This window comes from Arcicella sp. GW822-FHT02H01, from assembly GCF_058802005.1.
Window position 1 is genome coordinate 2,098,328 of sequence record NZ_JBXANT010000001.1, and the last position, 17,928, is coordinate 2,116,255.

General features: G+C 35.1%; 13 protein-coding genes. 6 read left to right on the forward strand and 7 right to left on the reverse strand.

The window, feature by feature from the left end; genetic code table 11:
- Positions 1-319 precede the first annotated feature (319 nt).
- From AC1RNE_RS08960 to AC1RNE_RS08975, 4 genes are all read right to left on the reverse strand, one after another.
- Positions 320-2,368 (reverse strand): LruC domain-containing protein, encoded by a 2,049-nt coding sequence (locus AC1RNE_RS08960; RefSeq protein ID WP_492800650.1) that lies wholly within the window; start codon positions 2,366-2,368, stop codon positions 320-322.
- Positions 2,369-3,149: 781 nt separating this feature from the next.
- On the reverse strand, positions 3,150-5,183 hold the full coding sequence (locus AC1RNE_RS08965) for an LruC domain-containing protein (protein WP_492800651.1): 2,034 nt from the start codon (positions 5,181-5,183) through the stop codon (positions 3,150-3,152).
- Between the two features lie 335 nt (positions 5,184-5,518).
- The gene (locus AC1RNE_RS08970) at positions 5,519-6,058 is read right to left on the reverse strand and encodes a DUF2911 domain-containing protein (protein ID WP_492800652.1); all 540 of its coding nucleotides are present in this window, start codon (positions 6,056-6,058) and stop codon (positions 5,519-5,521) included.
- Between the two features lie 117 nt (positions 6,059-6,175).
- Complete coding sequence (locus tag AC1RNE_RS08975; RefSeq protein ID WP_492803620.1) at positions 6,176-6,751, reverse strand: acyl-CoA thioesterase; 576 nt, start codon at positions 6,749-6,751, stop codon at positions 6,176-6,178.
- Between the two features lie 221 nt (positions 6,752-6,972).
- Between AC1RNE_RS08975 and nuoL the strand changes: the two genes are divergently transcribed.
- Positions 6,973-8,886 carry an NADH-quinone oxidoreductase subunit L gene (gene nuoL / locus AC1RNE_RS08980; protein ID WP_492800653.1) on the forward strand — a complete coding sequence of 638 codons (1,914 nt, stop codon included), beginning with the start codon at positions 6,973-6,975 and terminating at the stop codon, positions 8,884-8,886.
- Between the two features lie 55 nt (positions 8,887-8,941).
- On the forward strand, positions 8,942-10,597 hold the full coding sequence (locus AC1RNE_RS08985; protein ID WP_492800654.1) for a complex I subunit 4 family protein: 1,656 nt from the start codon (positions 8,942-8,944) through the stop codon (positions 10,595-10,597).
- Between the two features lie 3 nt (positions 10,598-10,600).
- Here AC1RNE_RS08985 and AC1RNE_RS08990 read toward each other — a convergent pair whose 3' ends face one another.
- Positions 10,601-11,611, reverse strand: a complete 1,011-nt coding sequence (locus AC1RNE_RS08990; protein WP_492800655.1) for a sensor histidine kinase — start codon at positions 11,609-11,611, stop codon at positions 10,601-10,603.
- Between the two features lie 74 nt (positions 11,612-11,685).
- Here AC1RNE_RS08990 and AC1RNE_RS08995 point away from each other — a divergent pair, with 74 nt between their 5' ends.
- Complete coding sequence (locus tag AC1RNE_RS08995; RefSeq protein ID WP_492800656.1) at positions 11,686-13,212, forward strand: NADH-quinone oxidoreductase subunit N; 1,527 nt, start codon at positions 11,686-11,688, stop codon at positions 13,210-13,212.
- Between the two features lie 2 nt (positions 13,213-13,214).
- On the opposite strand, the gene AC1RNE_RS09000 is transcribed toward AC1RNE_RS08995, so the two are convergent.
- On the reverse strand, positions 13,215-13,724 hold the full coding sequence (locus AC1RNE_RS09000) for a phosphoribosyltransferase family protein (RefSeq protein WP_492800657.1): 510 nt from the start codon (positions 13,722-13,724) through the stop codon (positions 13,215-13,217).
- Between the two features lie 242 nt (positions 13,725-13,966).
- Here AC1RNE_RS09000 and AC1RNE_RS09005 point away from each other — a divergent pair, with 242 nt between their 5' ends.
- From AC1RNE_RS09005 to AC1RNE_RS09015, 3 genes are all read left to right on the forward strand, one after another.
- Positions 13,967-14,524, forward strand: coding sequence for a YcxB family protein (locus tag AC1RNE_RS09005; RefSeq protein ID WP_309913143.1), 558 nt, complete (start codon positions 13,967-13,969; stop codon positions 14,522-14,524).
- Positions 14,525-14,886: 362 nt separating this feature from the next.
- Positions 14,887-15,414: an RNA polymerase sigma factor gene (locus tag AC1RNE_RS09010; RefSeq protein WP_492800658.1), complete on the forward strand. Its 528-nt coding sequence runs from the start codon at positions 14,887-14,889 to the stop codon at positions 15,412-15,414.
- 182 nt (positions 15,415-15,596) lie between these two features.
- The gene (locus AC1RNE_RS09015; RefSeq protein ID WP_492800659.1) at positions 15,597-16,130 is read left to right on the forward strand and encodes a redoxin domain-containing protein; all 534 of its coding nucleotides are present in this window, start codon (positions 15,597-15,599) and stop codon (positions 16,128-16,130) included.
- Between the two features lie 86 nt (positions 16,131-16,216).
- Here the strand turns inward: AC1RNE_RS09015 and AC1RNE_RS09020 are convergent, their stop codons facing one another.
- Complete coding sequence (locus AC1RNE_RS09020; RefSeq protein ID WP_492800660.1) at positions 16,217-17,911, reverse strand: S41 family peptidase; 1,695 nt, start codon at positions 17,909-17,911, stop codon at positions 16,217-16,219.
- Positions 17,912-17,928 lie beyond the last annotated feature (17 nt).

Below are 17,928 nucleotides of genomic sequence, written 5' to 3' on the forward strand. Positions count from 1 at the left end.
AAAAACATGAGTTATCCCAATTTTTCTTAAAATAGGGAAATCTCTGCGTACTAAAAATAAACCTCATAGAGGCAAAATATAGGCAGCCGCTTTGCGATAAAGATGCGAACCCTATTCCCCCCACAGCCTTATCAGAGCGAAACATATTGCTCCGATGAGGCTGTGATGAGTTTACAGGAACTTCTACCGCAATGGCGGCCACCAATATTATGCTCCTAACGAGACTATAATTAGTCTCTAAACGATAGGACTTCCGTATCCCTCACTCAAAAAAAGTGGGATTACTCATGTTTACAATAACTTTTTTGTTTTGTTATAATTAATATACTTTTGCTGGATCGTAATACCCTTTACTAGGTACATACCAATCGGGATACAGCAATCCTCCACTTTGTGCCCAAGTACCAAACTCATCGTAGGCATCAATGATAGGTATTGTTTCTGAAGGATACTTAAAGTCACTATACAAATCTATAGCCCAAGGTAATAGCTGAGCATTCTTGTAATACACTCCTAAAAGAGGCGCTGAACGGTCTTGACCAGTTCCAAACAATGCCGTATTCGCTTTAGAAGTAGGTACATAGTTAGGTAAATGGACTTCTTTCCCTCTATCACCTGATGAGAATAAGTAAGGATTATATGGTGCTAAACCTAAAAGAGTTTTTAGAATAGGGGTTGTAAAATTAATAGTCATCCTTAAAGTATCATTTGGTGCAATTACCGCAGAGCCTTTAGTAGTATTAATAAAACCTCCTGATGATTTCATTTGCCGGAATGCATTATCAAACGCTATAATATTTGCATACGTTTGCCCTGCTTCTGTACCATTGCTTGAATTGGTAATGACACCTTGAGTAAGTGAAGCGCCGGAGACTGACCTGACAAGTGACGGGGTTATTGGTAATTGGAAGCCCCAACCATTCGTGAAACTTGCGCCAATTGCTTTAATATAAAACTTACCTTTCAAATCAACTACTTGATTGAGCGAATTTAATACTTCTTGAAATTGGTAGTTTATTACTAAGTCGTTCATATCATAATCACCTTGTAATGGCCATAAGTCTTCATAAGCCAATGTGCTATAACTGTTGCGTCCAGGAATATAATTGTTGATTGCTCTTGTAGGGTCTGTTGGATATTCATCACGACTATCCCCTACACCATCGCCATCGGTATCTTTTGCACTATCAACAATCGGTATATTACCCGTATCAATAGCTCTGACTGGATTACAAGTCGCAAAGAAAATGGCATCATTAAAGTCATTATCACAAGCAGGACTTTCTCTTTGAGTATCTTCAAAACCAAGTATAACTCTTTTAGAAACTGGTTCGTTCAGCATAATTAAATGACGACGAAGATTGGCATTCACTTCTACATTCAGTGCATCGTGTGTGAAGTGAGCATAATTACCTGTTCCTACTTTAGCAGATGCAAAAGCGTCTGCTATCAGCACAAACCCAATCCCTGTACCTGCTGGGAACTGACCAATCTTAACTTTATCTCCTGATGATAATACTTGAGTTCCGAGTAATGGCGGAAGTAAACCACTTGAATAAGAGACGTTAGGAAAAACAATGGTCATTTTAGAAATATCAGCAGTAGTTTTCGGAGGATTCAAAGGATTGAATGTATAAAATGCCAATGTATTTTTCCAGTCAGCACCCTCGTGTACAAATGTTATCCACACATCCGCAGTTTCAGTGATGTACAAGTAATTGCGATTATTACTATTCAAATAGTCTGGATGTGCTGTTGGAACAGGCTTAGCTTCTGGTAAACTAGCATTAACGTATGCTAAAAACGAACTTGAGATGACATCCCTAGTTCCTTCCAAATAGTTAGGCATACCATCATTGGTCCACGTACCTAAGGTAGTAATAAGAGGGTATGTCTGAGCTTTAGTAGCCTCCATTCGTGCTGCTTTCAGTGGCTGTTCAATGCTTTCGGAAGAAGTAGGATTATTTCCACCGAAGTTTATTTCTGCCGTAGTACCACTAAGCGTTATGATGGTTTCTGCACGCAAACCGACGTAATCAGGCCTAACTGATATCTTAGTAACATAAGAGGGCACTTTCTGATTAAGGCTGAATGTACCATTACTTGCGGTAATTCCTTTAAACAAAAGCGCATTTTCAGGATAGCTATAAACAGACATAACTACCCCTCCAATAGGATTATTCGCATTATCATAGGCACCCACTTTAAAGGTGACCTGCTTGGAGGTAGTAAAGTTAAAATCCGTGGGAATCTTTAGTTTATCCATGCTTGAAGTAGCAGGATCAACTGTACCATTGTCATCAGGAAAACAACCGCTAAGCAAAGTAGAAGCTCCTAGTAAGATTAGAAAATAAAAGCAATGTTTCATGGTTTTAAAATTTAAGATGGAGGAAAAAAATATTAATGCACTTAGCAATAAAAAAATTACTAGATAATTACACTGAATATTATTTAATACAGGGGCATAGATTTATCATTTTCAAAAAATTGCTTTTATGAAATAAGCAACTCAATTGAAGTAATAAATACTTGTTTAATACCAAGAAGGTTTTTTGGAGAGTGTTAGCGGGGGATTTGAATACTTTAATAAATTAAAACTAATAGCTTTTTTTTAAAAAACCAAGCATAATCCTAAAAATTATTTAAAAAACCACAATAAAATATAGTATATAGTACCTATACATCATTTTTAAGGGGTTTTTACTCCATTTCATGGATAAATTTATGTTAATTCAATCATCAAATTAACCGATTTTTAACACTTTTTCAGTATTTATGGAGTATTTTAAAGAATATATGGAGTCTGTTTTTCATATTTATCACACTAATAACAGGGTATTATCTTGTGTTAATAAACATGACGTTATAATGCAAATGGAGGAGGATTTATTAATGATACATCGCATTCCTTAGCGCGAAGAAGAATATTGATATGTTTTGTGTAGACAAATTTTATGATTATTATCCCAATTCGATAAAGATGAATTTATCAACAATTGATTTTATTTGATAGCTGTATGTCAAACAAAAAAGAGACCTCCTTAGATAATTTGAGATTTGGTTATTCTCTAAATTACTAAGGAGGTCTCTTGTATTAATATTCCCGAAAATTTGGGGTGACTAATATGTTAATTTCCTATTGGGTAATACTAAAATACTTTTGTTGGATCGTAGTATGCTTTACTAATCACATACCAATCTGGGTAAAGCGTTCCTCCACTCTCAGCCCAAATACCGAACTCGTTATAAGCATCAATAATAGGTACTGTTTCCAAAGGATATTTAAAGTCGCTAGGTAAATCAATAGCCCAAGGCAACAATTTAGAATTCTTATAGTAGATACCAGAAGAAGGTACTGAACGGTCTTGACCAGTTCCAAACAATGCCATATTAGCTTTTGAAGTTGGAGCCATATTAGGTAAGTGTACCTCTTTCCCTCTATCACTCGCTGAGAATAAGAATGGATTGTATGGTGCCACTCCTAACGCTGTCTTGCTAATTGGGCTCGTGAAGTTAATTGTTAATCTTAATGTATCATTTGGTGCAATTACTGTAGCCCCTTTTGATGTATTAATAAATCCTCCCGACGATTTCATTTGCTTGAATGCATTATCAAAAGCAATAATAGTAGCATATTTTTGTCCAGCTTCTGTACCATTGCTTGAATTAGTAATCATACCTTGTGTAAGTGACTGACCTGATACTGATTTAACAAGTGATGGATCAATTGGTAATTGAAAGCCCCAACCATTGATATAACTTGCACCAATTGCTTTGATATAAAACTTAGCTTTCAAATCAACTACTTGGTTCTGCGCATTTAAAACTTCTTGGAATTGATAGTTAATTACTAAGTCGTTCATATCATAGTCACCTTGTAATGGCCATAAATCTTCATACGCCAATGTACTATAAGTGTTGCTTCCTGGAATATAGTTGTTGATTGCTCTTGTAGGGTCTGTTGGGTACTCATCACGGCTATCACCTACACCATCGCCATCAGTATCTTTTGGACTATCTACGATTGGTACATTGTTAGTATCAATTGCTTTGATTGGGTTAGAAGTCGCAAAGAAAATAGCATCATTGAAATCTTGGTCACAAGAAGAACTTTCTCTTTGAATATCTTCAAAAGCAAGAACCATTCTTTTAGTAGTTGGCTCGTTCAATACAATTAAGTGACGACGAAGACTTTCTTTCGTTTCTACATTAAGAACATCATGCGAGAAGTGAGCATAATTACCCGTTCCTACTTTACTATTTGATGTATAAGCATCCGCTAAAAGAACAAAACCAATACCTGTACCTGCTGGGAACTGACCAATTTTAACTTTATCACCTGATGTTAATGCTCCACCAGATCCTTTGTAAGAAACGTTAGGGAAAACAACTGTCATTTTTGAAATGTCAGCAGTAGTTTTTGGAGGGTTAAGCGGATTGAATGTATAATATCCTAATGTATTTTTCCAACCAGCACCTTCGTGTACAAATGTTACCCAAACATCAGCAGCTTCAGTAATGTATAAGAAGTTACGGTTGTTATTATTCAAAAAGTCAGGGTGAGCTGTCGGTACTGATTTAGCTTCTGGTAAACTAGCATTCACATATTCTAAAAATTGGCTAGTGATTGGGTCTCTGTCTTTTTCAAGGTAAGCAGGCAAACCATCATTGTTCCAAGAACCTAAGTAAGTAATAAGAGGGTATGTTTGTGCGGTAGTACCTTCTACTCTTGCTGATTTTAGTGGTTGTTCAACGCTTTCAGAAACAGTAGGATTATTTCCTCCAAAATTCACTTCTGAGGTAGTTCCACTCAATGTAACAATTGTTTCAGAAGGTAAACCGATATAATCTGGTTTTACCGATATTTTAGTAACATAAGTAGGTACTTTTTGATTTAAGCTGAATACCCCATTTTTCAATGTAATACCTTTGAATAAAAGCACATTTTCAGGATAACTATAAACAGACATAATTACGCCCGAAATTGGGTTGTTCGTATTATCGTACGCACCTATTTTAAAAGTAACTTCTTTTGAGGTAGTAAAATTAAAGCCTGATGGAACATTTAGTTTATCCATGGCTGCTGCAGCAGGATCAATTGTTGAACCGCTATCATTAGGTAAGCAACCACTAAGCAAAGTAGACGTTACAACTAAAAGTATGAGGTAATAATAAGATTTCATGATGTAATATTTTAAAAATGGAGGAAAAAGTTTTATAAATCTATTTAGCGATAAATGTTTTTGTTGCTTGATTTTTTTAAAAAAGATTCGAATCAATTGAATCAAGACACTTATTAAATAAATAACCTTGATTAATGACTATACAGACAAATAGCGTACCAAAAATTAATCACAGCTTGTTTATATTTATTAATATCTTATTTTTTTTTGAAAAAAAAGCGCCAATCAGCAAAAAACTTCCTTTAATTATAGTCTTTCTAAAAAAAAGAAAATAAAAAAAGCAGAACAACTTTCAGGGAGATTCTGCTTTTTTTATTTCTATAAATATATAAATATTATTTTATTGGAATTGTTACCACGGTAGTATCCCAATGTAAAAGCATATCTACTCCTGTTTCTTTTTCATTGAAATCTATCGTAAATGTTTCAACAGAATCTGGTTGTTGTAGAGACGTAGCGGGTACTCTTAAAACATCTTTACTGTCATCATAAGATAAACCCCATTGTCCCACTTCTGCATTGATAATAATTGTCCAGTCTCCTTTCTCAGGAATTGTGAAGAGGGTATATTTCCCAGCTTTGAGTACTTTGCCTCCAATGGTTACATCTCTTGAGAATTTTATAACAGTTGCTTCATTAGCCCCAGTTCTCCACCATTTTCCGTAAGGGACAAGTGCTTTTTCTTGAGTTGTTCCAAAAATAAGTCTACCTTTTTTAGAAGGTTGGCAATAATCTACGGTAATACTTAAACCATTCTTCTCGTATTCAGCGGTAGCTGACGGACTAAAAGGTTTGTTGTAGTAGAATCGAATAAAAACGGTAACAGATGCTAAGACTGCTAAAACAATCAGTATAACTTTTAAAACCTTCATCATTAATTGTTCAATTAGGGAGATTGGAATAATTATATTAGGATAAATTTGAAATCAATTCTGTAAAAATACTCCATTTTATCTTGACGTCAAAATGAATCCAAACACTATATAATTAAATTATACCCACTCGCTCTGCATGTCTTTTTCACGTTTTATAATACAACGCTCAGCATCTAATAAATGTAAGTTTTCGTCTATCTCCATACAAGTTTTAGCATCGTGTAATAGTTCTTTATAAGAGCTTTTGATTTCTTTGCGTTTCAATGCTTCTAAAAACCTGCGAATATCTTCATCACTTTCCAAAATCAATGGAGGAACAGCAGTAAGTTTTCCGTTATCATCTTTGGCAACCATTGTAAAATACGAGGTATTGGTATGTTTTACACTAGCCGTTTTGATATTTTCGGCAACCACTTTGATACCCACAATCAGAGAACTATTTCCAACATAGTTGACAGAGGCATGAAGCGAAACCAACTCACCTACTTCCACAGGCTGTTTAAATTCTACATTATCTACTGATACAGTCACGACATAAGTTCCTGAATGTTTGGCGGCACATACATAAGCAACCTTATCCATCAATGATAATAAAATTCCCCCGTGAATTTTGCCTCCAAAATTAGCATAAGATGGAATCATCAATTCTGTGATGGTAGTTCTTGAATAGTTTACTGTTTTAGCGTTGTCCATCATAATAAGTATTTGGTTAGTAAATAATATTAAAATAAAGCAAGGAAATGCTTTTAATAGCAAAGAAACATCAAATATTATTATATTACCCCACAAACTTAGTGGGTTTTATGCAAATTCAATTAGGACTAAATCCAATTTGAGCCGTATATTTGCACAAAAATTGAAATTTTCCAAGAAAACCTCTACGTATAGGCTTAAAACCTTCGTAATTAATATTTATGAATCCTTCCACTTTGATTTGGCTCATTTTATTAACCCCACTTGCAGGGTTTATTATGCCAATTCTGTTGGGTAGAAAAAACAACACCTTAGCAGCTTGGCTAACAATTGGTTTTACAGGCTTGAATCTTCTCTTTTCAATCCTATTGCTTCGTCAAAACCTTCATGTTGCTAATCCACATTATCTGTTCAACTGGTTTTTGCTCGGAAAAGAAACATATTCTTTTGGCTTTCTGACAGACTCGCTAACACTAATGATGTTGGTTTTAGTGAATTTCATAGCCTTATTAGTACAAATCTTCTCGCTGGAATATATGCACGAAGAACCCGACCAATATAGGTATGTCGGTTTTTTAAGCCTGTTTGTATTTTCTATGCTTGGCATCGTATTGACCGATAATTTACTAATAATGTATGCCTTCTGGGAATTAGTAGGGTTAAGTTCGTACCTATTAATAGGCTTTTGGTATCAAAAACCCGAAGCTGTACAAGCCTCTAAAAAAGCATTTTTAGTAAACCGTGTGGGCGACGTAGGCTTTTTGTTAGGTATTTTTCTGATTTATTATTTATTTGGCAGTAGCAATTTTCAAGATTTTCCCAATATTATTGCCAATGCTTCAGAACCCAGTTTAGTACCCGTTGCAGGCTTATTACTTTTCTGTGGTTGTATCGGTAAATCGGCACAATTCCCCTTACACACATGGCTTCCCGATGCGATGGAAGGGCCAACGCCCGTTTCGGCACTTATCCATGCTGCAACGATGGTAGTAGCAGGAGTTTACTTATTAGCGAGAATACATCCATTATTTGGTTTTGAAGAAACCATTATCGTATCATCTATTGGATGTTTTACCATGCTTTTGGGTTCTGTGTATGCTATTTTTCAAACTGATATCAAAAAAACATTGGCTTACTCTACTATCTCGCAAGTAGGTTTAATGGTGGTTGGCTTAGGCTCTGATGCTTCCGTATTTCATTTATTAACACACGCTTTCTTTAAAGCTGGGCTATTCCTTAGTGCAGGGTCTATTATTCATGCGGTCCATCATGCTGGTCATGATTTCGATGCTCAGGATATGCGATTAATGGGTGGCTTGCGTAAGAGAATGCCTTTTACCTTTGTATGCTATCTCGTTTGTTCATTAGCATTGGCGGGCATTCCTTTCTTCTCTGGTTTTTTATCTAAAGATGCTATCCTTGCACAGGTAGTGGCTAATGCCAATCAGCACCAAAACTTGGCTTTATATATTATTAGCTTTGTTTTTTTTATTGGAATTTTGCTATCTGCTTTTTATATGACTCGCCAAGTATGGCTTATCTTTTTCGGTGAGTTCAGGAATGAAAAGGCAGACCTTTACGCTATTTATGAGGGCTCGTGGAAAATCACTTTTCCAATTGGACTATTGGCTATTTTATCTATCGGCTTCATTTTCACTTTCAATCCATTGAATGCTGAAAGTGCTTGGTTTTGGGAATTTATGAAACCTGAGATGATAGAAAAATCAACCGAAAATCATTGGGTTGCCTATTTATCCACAGCACTCGCTTTTGCAGGAATAGGCTTGGGATATTTATCTAGAAATAAAGCATTAGCTTATACCATACCTACGCTTGATAGCATTTATCAAAAAATATTTGTTGCCCCAGTATTAAAATCAGCCGAATTATTACAATGGTTTGACTTGCATATTATAGATACTATAGTGAATGCTGTAGCCAAACTACAAATTATCATTGCCAGCATCGTAGCTTGGTGGGATGCTAAAATTATAGATGGCATTCCCAACTCGACAGCTTATTCAGCAGGAGTAATCGGGAAAATTACTCGTTCAGTACAAGCTGGTAAAGTACAACTATACGTTGCCATATCCTTTTTAGGATTAATCGCTTTGATTACTTTTATCGTTTTTTGATCTTGATAGTGCCTGTGTTTGTTTTCAAAACAAATACAATTATTCTTATATAATTATGCCCATTTTATCAGTACTTATATTTTTACCATTGGTAGCGTCGTTGGTAGTGGCTTTTTCGCCAGACCAATACAAAGCCTATTTCAAATGGTTTACGCTAGGCATTACTGCCGTAGAACTAGCAATTTGTATTTACTTATATCAAAACTTTAATCATGATATTGCAGACTACCAATTCCTAGAACAATTAGATTGGATAACACTTCCACTAGGCACCTTGGGAGTTGGCTCTATCGATTATCTTTTGGGTGTAGATGGTATCAGTATGCCAATGGTTTTATTGACAGGCATCGTGATGTTTGTAGGGGCTATTTCATCTTTTGAAATTAAACAGAAAGAAAAAGGATATTTTTCGCTTTTCTTGTTGCTAACAGGTTCAGTCATTGGCTGTTTTGTAGCATTAGATATGTTTCTTTTTTACCTCTTTTTTGAGTTTATGCTTTTGCCTATGTATTTTTTAATAGGTATTTGGGGTGGTCCACGCAAAGAATATGCTTCTATCAAATTTTTCTTATATACACTATTCGGCTCTATTTTTATCTTAATTGTCATGATTGCGCTCTATCTATCAGTGGTTGACCCTGTAGAAACAGCCGTGAGAATTGGACTAATCAGCAATGTATCGGATATTACGCCACAGATTATTACAGAAGTACAAACCTTGCTAAAAGATTTAAAAATCCCTTCTGAGCAAATTGTACATACTTTCGATTTACGTTTTATGCCCGATGCTGGCAACTTCCTTCCAAATTCGTGGTTAAATATTTTTTCTGGTATCGAGATTTTTAGTGTTTCGGCTCGTGCCTTAGCTTTTATTTTATTGATGATAGGTTTTGGTATTAAATTGCCAGCCGTACCTGTTCATACTTGGTTGCCAGATGCCCACGTAGAAGCCCCAACACCTGTATCCGTGATATTGGCAGGAGTCCTCTTAAAGATTGGGGGATATGGTTTTCTCAGAATAGCCTATCCTATTTTTCCTGATGCTGCCCATGATTATGCCTTTGTCATTGTTGCCTTTGGCGTTTTATCAATCATTTACGGAGCTTTCAATGCTTTGGCAATGAATGATTTGAAGAAGATGATTGCTTATTCGTCAGTTTCACACATGGGTTTTGTGCTACTAGGCGTAGGCTCATTGACAAGCGAAGGTATTAACGGAGCGATTTACCAAATGTTTTCGCATGGTGTACTTTCGGCGATGTTATTCTTATTAGTGGGCGTTTTATATAATCGCACACACGACCGCCGTATTGATAGCTATCAAGGGCTGGCTGGCAAAATGCCTTTATACACTGCTATGACCGCCATAGCCTTTTTTGCCTCATTAGGTTTACCAGCTTTTTCAGGCTTTATTGGCGAAGTGTTTACCCTGATGGGTGGCTTTAACAGTCCGCTTATTCCACGATGGCTAACTGCTTTGGCTGCCTTTGGGTTGGTACTGGGTGCGGGCTATTTCCTTTGGACTTTACAACGAATATTTTTTGGAAAATACTGGGTCAGACAATTTGAAGGAGCATTAGAAGATTTAAATTTTAGAGAAAAAATGATGCTTTATCCTTTAGCGATATTAGCATTGGTATTTGGTATTTTCCCTCATTTAATCTTTAACTTAACCAATGTAACTGTTGCCGAGCTGTTGAAACTATTTTAACGTTCAATAAGGCATTCTAATAGTGGCGAATACTTTTCCTTGGGTATTATCAATTTTTAGGTAAGCATTCTCGCCATATTGTAATTCTAAGCGTTTTTTGAGGTTTTCAAGCCCTATTCCACCTTCATTGTTTTTAGGTTTAGGTACAAATACCCCCGAATTTTCAACACATAAAATGATAAAACCTTTTTCTGTTCTGGCTGTAATGGTAATATATCCACCAAATTTCAACTGACCAATGCCATGTTTAACGGCATTCTCTAACAAAGTATTCAAGGTCATTGGCATAATTAAGATATTACCTATATCTTCCTGAATTTGAAAATTGTACTTTAAGCGGGTATCGAAACGAAGTTTTTCAAGAGAAAGATAATTCTCAGCTAAACGAAGTTCTTCACTAAGCGTTGCTTTTTGTTGTTCGCCAAGGTTTAAAGATAGTCTTAATAAATCTGACAATTGAATGATTGATTCTCGGGCCTGAATACTATCAATCAACGTTAGTGCCTTTATACTATTGAGGGCATTGAATAAAAAATGAGGATTCAACTGTTTTTTTAAACTTTCTAGTTGAGAAATTTTAAGTAGGTTTTCAGTATGTGCTTCTCGTTGCCTTCTATCTTGATAAATACTCAAGAAACGGTGCAAATGAAAAAACATAAACCAAGGAAATACCTTCCATACATTTTCAACAAAAATGGTAGCAAAATTAAAGAAAGAAGTATCTGAATAATGATATAATTGATAGTCTATAATAGTATAAATAGAGCCTATTGAAAGACCCCCAACTATTGGGAAAAGGGCATATTGAAGATGGGTAATATCATCAGGGCTGAAACGACTAATGATGGTTTTATAAATATGACATGAAACGAAGCCTGAAAAAAAATAAAGTAGTAAATAAATAGTTTTAGTGGATTGACTGAAATCATTAAATTCAATATGTTGAATAGAAAGAAGCGTAATAATCGACCAACATAGAATTTGAATCAACCAGTAAAATTTGGTTTTATTCATAAATTTTACCTAATTATAGTTAAACTCAAAAATAGCAACAAAAGTAGAATAAAACACGTTTGTGAAGAAAAATAATGACCAAAAAAATAATCTTATCCGATTTACTAGCTCACATTCTTGAAAGCCTGAGCGTCATTTCTCCGGAAGTGTTCTTGGGGGCAGTATTTTTACTCCTTATCATCGTTGAATTAATTCTTTATAAATACATCTTCCAACAATCTGATTCCTTAGAAAACTCAATTGCCCAAAGTTATCAAAATACGCTATGGGGTATTTCCTTGATTTCTGTTTTAATCGCTTTGAATCAAATCATTTCGCAGTTTTCAACTACCAACGATACTTTTCTGTTTGGTGAAATGCTTATTTTAGATAGCAAAGCCATTTTCTTTAAAATAATTACAACGTTTTCAGTAATCATTTTATTGGCACACATCTATGTTTCAAAAAGAAAATATGATGGCGAATTTTATCCTTTGGTGATTAGTATTCTGGTAGGATTAAATTTAATGGCAATGTCAGTCAATCTATTAATGATTTACCTTTCTATCGAAATCGTTTCTATCTCATCTTATGTGCTGACTACTTTTAATAAGACAAAAAAGGCATCTGAAGGTGGTTTAAAATACATCATTTTTGGGGCAGCTTCTTCCGCAATTATGCTGTATGGAATGTCATTATTATATGGCATGACAGGCACGCTTAGTATTGCTTCACCTGATTTTTCAAGAGGCATTGCCCAAACAGATAATGTAGCTTCAACGATTGCTATAGTACTGACACTCTCTGGATTTTTATTTAAAATATCCGCAACGCCTTTTCATATCTGGACGCCTGATGTGTACCAATCTGCCCCAACACCTATCGTGGCTTTTTTTGCTGTAGCGCCCAAGATAGCCTCATTTTTAGTAATTATTCGCTTTTATTCTATCATACCTACCGACCTAACAATCATCACTGCTATCGTAGCCTTGGCTAGTATTACTTTTGGCAATTTCTCGGCTTTATGGCAAAAAGATGCCAAAAGGTTATTGGCTTATTCAACAATAGCTCATACAGGTTTTATGCTGATTGGTCTGGTGATGATTTCTGAATTAGGCATAAAAAGCATCGTATTTTATTTGATAGTTAGCTTATTTACTAATTTCTCCGCTTTTCTATTAATTGACTACGCTGCAAATAACACCCAAGGACAAAAGCTAGACAATGCTTCTAAATTTATGGTAGAAAACTTTAAAGGCTTGGGTAGATTAAATCCTTTGTTTGGAATATTAATATTAATCGTAATGATTTCCTTGGCGGGCTTACCTCCTACTGGCGGATTTATTGCAAAACTGAATATCTTTTCTGCTCTTTGGGAAGCCTACCAAGCTTCTGGTAAGCAATTATTATTACTCCTTTTTATATTTGGCTTATTGAATACGGTTATTTCTTTATCTTTCTATTTGAAAATACCATTCCTGATGTTTTTTAAAGAAAGCGAAGAAGGAGTAACATTCAAACTTAGCCTAGAACAAGCCGTATTTGCAATATTGTTGGTATTCCCAATTCTAGCATTATTTTTCAATGCAGATTGGCTTATGAATATTATCAATAGTTTATAAGGCTATTTTAGGTACACTCCCATTCGAGCTTCGTCGTCTAATACTACCGAAACATATTCGCTGAGGGTAGTTGAAAGCTCGTATCCTACGTAGTCTGCCAAAATTGGGAAACGACGATAGTTTCTGTCTACCATTACAGCTACTTGGATGCGTTTTACAGGGATACTTAAAAACGGAGATAATGAATAAGCAAGTGTTCTTCCGCTATTCAGCACGTCGTCTACCACGACAATGGTTTTGTGTTCTAAAAATCTTTCGTCACAATCAAACTCTACTGGACTTTCGTAAGTAACATCTTTATCTACGTCTATTAATACGGCACTGGCTTGAATAGGTGAAATTTCTTGAAGTGTATTGGCTAATAACTTGGCTAAGGCATGCCCCTGCCCTCTGATACCAGCAATAACAATATCCGACTCTTCAAAATTATTTTCATAAATTTCAAAAGCAATTCTTCTAATTTTCTGAAGCACTTGGGTCTGACTCAGTATTTGGCTCTCAATAAGTTCCATATTTAATAATTCTAGAAAATTCTTGGATATATTTTCGTTAAGGCATTAAAATTAACATTCAAAAACCCCTAAAACAAATCATTAAAGGTAATTTACCCGTAATTTCATCTTAGCATTTAGGCAATCAGACCGATATACTTTCTTTATTAAATCATTAATTTGTTGCTGTTAATGCTCATTTCAACAAAACTTCCTTATTTTTTGTACCTTTGTCGTCTGAATCACCAAATTTTATTATAGACATGGCAAAAGGATACGCTCAGTCGCAACAAAGACGAGTACAACAACCAATTCAATCAAATCCATTAGCAATCAAAACAAAAAAGTTTGCCCTTGAAAAAAATAAATTCATCGGAATAAACATGATGCAACTTATTAAAAATCAATGGTATTGGGGATTTGTGCCTTTAGCATTAATTTTTATCAATGTTATTTTGAACCTTACAGGCGTTTATCATAACTACTGGATTTACGTGTTGACACTAATCGGAGCAATTGCATATTTAATATTTTGGGCAATTCAGTTTACTGGTGTTACCCAATTAGAACAATACAAACAGCTTTTTAGTAAATATCGTTATGAAATCGACAGTCGCCAGATTTTAATGAAATTGAGCGATACCGAGGGAGGTGTCATTAAATGGGACATGATTAAAGGTGCTAGAAAAGCTAAGGATGCCTACATTTTAGACATGGGGCAGTATCAGTTTATTTATTTACCATTTACGGTATTTAATACTGATAGCGATAAGAAGCTGTTGGATAGAATCTTGAAAGACAAAGGATATTCAATTGATTAATACGAATAATATCCAACTAAAAAGTCCCTGTAAATGATATTTACAGGGACTTTTTAGTTTAGAATATATTTAAAAATCATATTTTGCTTATACCAAAAATAATACTTCCCTTCACTAGTCCTTACTTTTCTTGTCTTGAAACAAGAAAAGTAACAAAAGAAATTCCAAACTCGCTTCGCTCAAACAGTGGAATTTCACTAAATGCTAACGCCAGAATAATAAAAAACTTTCAATAATAAGTCTTATCGAAATATAAAACTTGCTCTTATTTCAATAAATTATCAATTAAACAGGTGATATTTTATATGTTTTGGAATAAATAAACAAACGCTATTGTTGATAACTTAAATACCGTTTCCGAAGTGCAAGAGCAAGACATACTTTCAAGAATTAGAAAAGAAGAAAATGCAGCTTTCCAGTTGCTATATAAATTCTATTTCCCAACGATTCAAAAATACATTCTCCAAAATTCAGGTACGATAGCTGATGCTGAAGATATTTTTCAGGAATCGTTAATCACGTTGATTCATAAATCACGTGACCCAGCTTTTGTGCTATCTGCTTCGTTAAAAACTTATCTGTTTGCTATTTCTAAAAATCTTTGGTTGAAAAAACTACGAGATAAAAAAGAGGCTTCTCATGAAAATATGGAAGAATTCGACGCTATGGATGAATCATTTGCTGATAATGAAGAACCTTCACTAGTAGAGAAAATTACGGAACTTATGCACGTGCTTTCTGCAGGGTGTGTAAAGGTGCTACATCAATTTTACTGGTTGAATCAACCTATCGAGGCTATCATGATGATGTCAGGATATAAAAATAAACATAGCGTAAGTACACTAAAAAATAAATGTTTGACTACTATCCGAAAATTGGCTAATAAATAATTATAAAAAAAATGTTCTTGCCTTGGTGATATTTGGTAGTGCATGGGAATAAAGTATTGTAACATCAAACAATAATAAATTCAACCATGAATATTCTTGCTAAAAAATGGGTGCTGACAATAGTTAGTTGCTCAGTATTAATTAGTACTTATTTTATTATAGCAACAAATATCAACAAGCCCATGAAATTACAAACAAATCAAATCGCTCCCAGTTTTTCAACTATTGATATTAAAGGCAATGAAGTAAGTTCAGCTACTTTGAAAGGTAAAAAAGTAGCCTTAATTTTTGAACGCTTTGTTGGCTGTCCAATCTGTAACTTACACGTTCATCAACTGATGAAGGTGCATGAACAACTCCAAAAGAAAGGAATTATTTTGGTAGTAGTTTACGAATCATCTAAAGAAAATCTGCTTCAATTTGCAACTGTTGACGAAATACCATTCGTTTTATTACCAGACCCTGATGGAATTCTTTACGATACTTTCGGACTACAAACTTCTTTAGGAAAAGTAATGAATGGCATCTTGTTTAAAGGTGCCTTTGCAAAAGTAAAAGCAGGGGAAAAACTGTATAAAGGCAAATACAAAAATGATGGAAAGATGAGTCGTTTGGAAGCTGATTTTTTAATCGACGAAAAAGGAATTATTAATAATGCTCACTATGCTAAGTTTGTGGGTGACCATTTACCTATTGAAGAGGTGATTGGGTTTTAAATACAATCATAAACGGTGATCGCTCTAGCTTTTTCTCTATGAGAAGAAAGCTAGAGCGATCACCGTTTATAAATAAGTCATTTTGTTTATTGTTTACCCGAATGTGTCAACGTTTCAACTATTTCACCATGTGCCAATTTATCGGCTTTGTCAAAATTCTGTAGGGCCTTCTGAATGGTTTCATCAAAAGATGTCATCACTTGATAATATTCATTATTCAAGTTTTTACCAGCTTTTCTTTGCCAAACGCTTCTAGCGACCAAAGCCTTTATTTGTCCTTTGATATAATTGTTCGAACGGTCATAATCTTTAGCTGATTGTTTAACTTTTGCTTGGGTTGCCAATCTTTGTAAATCAGCCATCATGGCATCTGTTACAACAAACTGCTTGTTAAACTCTTTGAAGTTTAGCTTTTCCAGTGTTTTTAAATTCTTGTTTGCATAATTCAACGCATATTCTCGGATGATATTCTTACTGAACAATTCCGTTAAGTATTTAGAATAATAACTAGTATCTCGAGCCACAAACACATCAGGCGTAATACCTCCACCGCCATACACCGTGCGACCAGCAACAGTTTTATACTTCAATTTTTCATTGAATTTAATACTATCTGAACTAAAGAATTCTCCGCTTTTCATGCGTGTTTCATAGTCCTTTTCATAGTCTTCTTCCTTCCCTAACGAATATGGTTTCTGGATACTTCTACCACTTGGTGTATAATATCGCGAGATAGTCAATCGTAATTCAGAACCATCGTGCAGGGTAATTGGCATTTGTACTAATCCTTTTCCAAACGAGCGTCTGCCTACAATCAAGGCACGGTCGTTATCTTGTAATGCACCTGCTACAATTTCAGCCGCAGAAGCACTGTTTTCATCAACCAATACAATTACGGCACCTTTTTCAAAAATACCTTCTTGACGAGTGAATGTCTGTGAATCAAACTTAGAGCCTTTGCCTTTGGTATATACAATCAGGCGTTCGTCTGATAAAAGTTCATCAACCATTTTCTCTGCACGGTCTTTATATCCTCCAGGATTTCCACGTAAATCAAGCACCAAACGTTTTAAACCTTGTGATTTCAAAGAAGATAATACTTGATGGAATTCATCATACGTTGATTCTGAGAAACGATCTACTTTAATATATCCAGTCTGGTTATCCATCATAAAACCAGCATTGATAGAATACGAAGGAATCCTATCGCGTGTAACGGTAAATTGTCTGATTTTACTTTCTCCGCTTCTAACGATTTCAAGTTCAACCTCACTCCCACGTGGGCCTCTTAGCTTACTGAATATTAGGCTTGAATTTACTTTCTGTCCGATTAATGAAACGCCATCTGCTTTAATCAAGCGGTCACCACTTTTTATACCCACAGCATCCGATGGGCCACCAACCATGGCATTCACTACATAAACCGTATCATTAAAAACATTGAATTCTATACCGATACCATCAAAGCCAGATTCTAACTGAGAACGAGCAGCGGCTACATCTTCCGTAGAAAAATAAGAGGTATGCGGATCTAGTTTCTCTAACATTTTTTTGATAGAGAACTCCACCAAAGAGTCTGTACTGACAGAATCTACATAATTATTTTCAACTAACGAAAGCACCTCACGATATTTCGCTACTCCCTTAGCGACATTATTCATGCGTGACTGACCACTAAAAAAGTTGGCACCAATAAGCATTCCTGCTACCAAAGTAAAAGCAATTATGATGGGCAATCTGATAATCATCGGCTGATTATTCACGGGCTTATTTTCCTTCATCTTCAAACTGAATATTA

Bases quoted from the DNA above. Each gene is read 5' to 3' on its own strand.
- AC1RNE_RS08960 (WP_492800650.1), bottom strand. From the start codon at position 2,368: ATGAAACATTGCTTTTATTTTCTAATCTTACTAGGAGCTTCTACTTTG.
- AC1RNE_RS08965 (WP_492800651.1), bottom strand. From the start codon at position 5,183: ATGAAATCTTATTATTACCTCATACTTTTAGTTGTAACGTCTACTTTG.
- AC1RNE_RS08970 (WP_492800652.1), bottom strand. From the start codon at position 6,058: ATGATGAAGGTTTTAAAAGTTATACTGATTGTTTTAGCAGTCTTAGCA.
- AC1RNE_RS08975 (WP_492803620.1), bottom strand. From the start codon at position 6,751: ATGGACAACGCTAAAACAGTAAACTATTCAAGAACTACCATCACAGAA.
- nuoL (WP_492800653.1), top strand. From the start codon at position 6,973: ATGAATCCTTCCACTTTGATTTGGCTCATTTTATTAACCCCACTTGCA.
- AC1RNE_RS08985 (WP_492800654.1), top strand. From the start codon at position 8,942: ATGCCCATTTTATCAGTACTTATATTTTTACCATTGGTAGCGTCGTTG.
- AC1RNE_RS08990 (WP_492800655.1), bottom strand. From the start codon at position 11,611: ATGAATAAAACCAAATTTTACTGGTTGATTCAAATTCTATGTTGGTCG.
- AC1RNE_RS08995 (WP_492800656.1), top strand. From the start codon at position 11,686: ATGACCAAAAAAATAATCTTATCCGATTTACTAGCTCACATTCTTGAA.
- AC1RNE_RS09000 (WP_492800657.1), bottom strand. From the start codon at position 13,724: ATGGAACTTATTGAGAGCCAAATACTGAGTCAGACCCAAGTGCTTCAG.
- AC1RNE_RS09005 (WP_309913143.1), top strand. From the start codon at position 13,967: ATGGCAAAAGGATACGCTCAGTCGCAACAAAGACGAGTACAACAACCA.
- AC1RNE_RS09015 (WP_492800659.1), top strand. From the start codon at position 15,597: ATGAAATTACAAACAAATCAAATCGCTCCCAGTTTTTCAACTATTGAT.
- AC1RNE_RS09020 (WP_492800660.1), bottom strand. From the start codon at position 17,911: ATGAAGGAAAATAAGCCCGTGAATAATCAGCCGATGATTATCAGATTG.